Origin of the sequence: Thioclava indica (assembly GCF_000714545.1) — a bacterium.
Taxonomy (GTDB): Bacteria; Pseudomonadota; Alphaproteobacteria; order Rhodobacterales; family Rhodobacteraceae; genus Thioclava; species Thioclava indica.
Genome location: NZ_AUNB01000076.1, coordinates 1 through 3,557, shown reverse-complemented (window position 1 = coordinate 3,557; position 3,557 = coordinate 1). Strand labels below are relative to the sequence as shown.

At 52.4% G+C, this 3,557-nt stretch carries 2 rRNA genes; both read right to left on the bottom strand.

The annotated features are described in order from the left end of the window. Window positions 1–15: 15 nt before the first annotated feature. Window positions 16–130 (bottom strand): 5S ribosomal RNA (gene rrf, locus DT23_RS16825). A 77-nt stretch (window positions 131–207) separates the two neighbouring features. Next, window positions 208–3,062 (bottom strand): 23S ribosomal RNA (locus DT23_RS16820). Window positions 3,063–3,557: the final 495 nt, after the last annotated feature.

Genomic DNA, 3,557 nt, shown 5'->3' with positions numbered 1-3,557 from the left:
TTCGCTTCTTACTAGGTTTGGCGGTGACCTACTCTCCCACGTCTTAAGACGCAGTACCATTGGCGCGACGGCACTTAACGGCCGAGTTCGGGATGGGATCGGGTGTTTTGCTCGTGCTATGACCACCAAACCGAGAAAGAAGCGAAGTCCAAGTCAAGTTTACTGCAGCTTTTGTATTTGATTGGCGAAGTCTTGCTTCTACCGGATCAAATCAAGCCTATCGGGCAATTAGTACCAGTCAACTGAACGCGTTACCGCGCTTACATCTCTGGCCTATCGACGTGGTGGTCTTCCACGGCCCTCAAGGGATACCTAGTTTTGAAGGGGGCTTCCCGCTTAGATGCTTTCAGCGGTTATCCTGTCCGGACATAGCTACCCAGCACTACCGTTGGCACGATAACTGGTCCACCAGTGGTCCGTTCACCCCGGTCCTCTCGTACTAGGGGCAACTCTTCTCAAGTATCCTACACCCACGGCAGATAGGGACCGAACTGTCTCACGACGTTCTAAACCCAGCTCACGTACCTCTTTAAACGGCGAACAGCCGTACCCTTGGGACCTGCTCCAGCCCCAGGATGAGATGAGCCGACATCGAGGTGCCAAACGGTGCCGTCGATATGGACTCTTGGGCACCATCAGCCTGTTATCCCCAGAGTACCTTTTATCCGTTGAGCGATGGCCCTTCCACTCGGGACCACCGGATCACTATGGCCGACTTTCGTCTCTGCTCGACTTGTCAGTCTTGCAGTCAGGCTGGCTTCTGCCATTGCACTCAACGACCGATTTCCGACCGGTCTGAGCCAACCTTCGCGCGCCTCCGTTACACTTTGGGAGGCGACCGCCCCAGTCAAACTACCCACCACGCAGGGTCCCGGATCCGGATAACGGACCGCGGTTAGACATCAAGAGTGCGAAGGGTGGTATCTCAAGGATGGCTCCACCGAGACTGGCGTCCCGATTTCAAAGCCTACCACCTATCCTGCACATCACAATCCTGATGCCAGTGCGAAGCTATAGTAAAGGTTCATGGGGTCTTTCCGTCTAACCGCGGGTAGTGTGCATCTTGACACACAGTTCAATTTCGCTGAGTCCACGTTTGAGACAGCGGGGAGATCGTTACGCCATTCGTGCAGGTCGGAACTTACCCGACAAGGAATTTCGCTACCTTAGGACCGTTATAGTTACGGCCGCCGTTTACTGGGGCTTCAATTCAAGGCTTGCACCTCTCCTTTTAACCTTCCAGCACCGGGCAGGCGTCAGACTGTATACGTCGCCTTACGGCTTCGCACAGCCCTGTGTTTTAAGTAAACAGTCGCCACCCCCTAGTTTGTGCCCCCCACCCACACTTGCGTGCGAATGGGGCCTCCTTCTCGCGAACTTACGGAGGCATTTTGCCGAGTTCCTTAAACGTGGTTCTCTCAAGCGCCTTGGTATTCTCTACCAGTCCACCTGTGTCGGTTTCGGGTACGATCTTAAAGTGGGGCTATTTCCAGGGACCTCTAAGCAGCCCGATCAATCCGTTAAGATCGAACTACCCTCGAGATCCGTCACCACCACATGGCCCAGGAATATTAACCTGGTTCCCATCGACTACGCCTTTCGGCCTCGCCTTAGGGGTCGGCTTACCCTGCTCAGATTAGCTTTAAGCAGGAACCCTTGGACTTTCGGCGACAGGGTCTCTCACCCTGTTTGTCGCTACTCATGTCAACATTCTCACTTCTGATCACTCCACCGGATGCCTTACAGCCCGGCTTCACAGTCAGAACATTGCCTCCAATATCCCCGAAGGGAACAAGGAGGCAGCGTTCTATATCACAGAACGCTCCGCTACCACGCGTATCACTACGCATCCAAAGCTTCGGCTCGTGGCTTGAGCCCCGTTACATCTTCGCCGCAGGACAACTTATCTAGACCAGTGAGCTGTTACGCTATCTTTAAAGGATGGCTGCTTCTAAGCCAACCTCCTGGTTGTTTTGGTCGTCCCACATGCTTTCCCACTTAGCCACGAATTGGGGGCCTTAGCTGTTGGTCAGGGTTGTTTCCCTCTCCACGACGGACGTTAGCACCCGCCGTGTGTCTGCCGATCAGTTCTTCCCGGTATTCGGAGTTTGCTTAGACTCAGTAAGGCTGTGGGCCCCCATCATCCATGCAGTGCTCTACCCCCGGGAGAATACAATCGACGCTCTACCTAAATAGATTTCGCGGAGAACCAGCTATTTCCGAGTTTGATTGGCCTTTCACCCCTAGCCACACGTCATCCCGACCTTTTTCAACAGGTGTGGGTTCGGCCCTCCAGTGCATGTTACTGCACCTTCAGCCTGCACATGGCTAGATCACTCGGTTTCGGGTCTGATCCATCGAACTTAGTCGCCCTTTTAAGACTCGCTTTCGCTACGCCTACACCTAACGGCTTAAGCTTGCTCGATAGACCAAGTCGTTGACCCATTATACAAAAGGTACGCCGTCAGGGCTTATGCCCCTCCGACTGCTTGTAGGCGTCCGGTTTCAGAAACTGTTTCACTCCCCTCGTCGGGGTGCTTTTCACCTTTCCCTCACGGTACTGGTTCGCTATCGGTCAGTAAGGAGTACTTAGCCTTCGAGGGTGGTCCCCCGATCTTCAGACAGAATTTCACGTGTTCCGCCCTACTTAATACGTCCAATCAAACTTCCCATACGGGGCTATCACCCGCTATGGCTGTGCTTTCCAACACATTCTGGTCGTTCTTATGGTTCGGCTGATCCGCGTTCGCTCGCCACTACTAGCGGAGTATCTATTGATTTCCTTTCCTCCGGGTACTTAGATGTTTCAGTTCCCCGGGTTTGCCTTTATAAACCTATGTATTCAGTCTATAAATACCTGGTTCAGACCGTTATAAATTACCTGCTAACAATCCTAGAATTGTTAGTTGATAATTATAACGAACTGTCAGGTGGGTTTCCCCATTCGGAAATTCATGGATCAAAGCTTATTCTCAGCTCCCCATGACTTATCGCAGAGTATCACGTCCTTCATCGCCTCTTACTGCCAAGGCATCCACCAAACGCCCTTCTCGCGCTTGATTTGATCCGGAAGAAGATAGACTTCCTCCGATCAAAAGCATGCAATTAACTACCCGCAACATTCGTCCTTTTTGTCCGTCATCCTTACGGGTGACCTGGACGGAGAATGCTACGTCGTGGATCCGTAGATCCACTTTGGTTAGTGTACTTGACTTGGACAACGTCACATCTTGCAGCCTAAGCTGCCACACCTCTCACACGAGGCGCCTGTGACGCTGATGTTTCATCTCTATATACAATGTCAAAGCGATGATCCGAAGACCTTCGCATCGTCCAGTTGGACGAGAAAGAAGTCAAAGACTGCTTTCTGATCGAACTGATGGGATGTGTTATGTTCGCTTTTAATCCGCTCTCGAGCGTTTTGCGTTGCAAAACCTCTGCCGCTGAGCGTTCCGTCGCCTTTTTGGCTTTGCCAAAAAGTCTTTGGTGGAGCCTAGGAGGATCGAACTCCTGACCTCCTGAATGCAAATCAGGCGCTCTCCCAGCTGAGCTAAGGC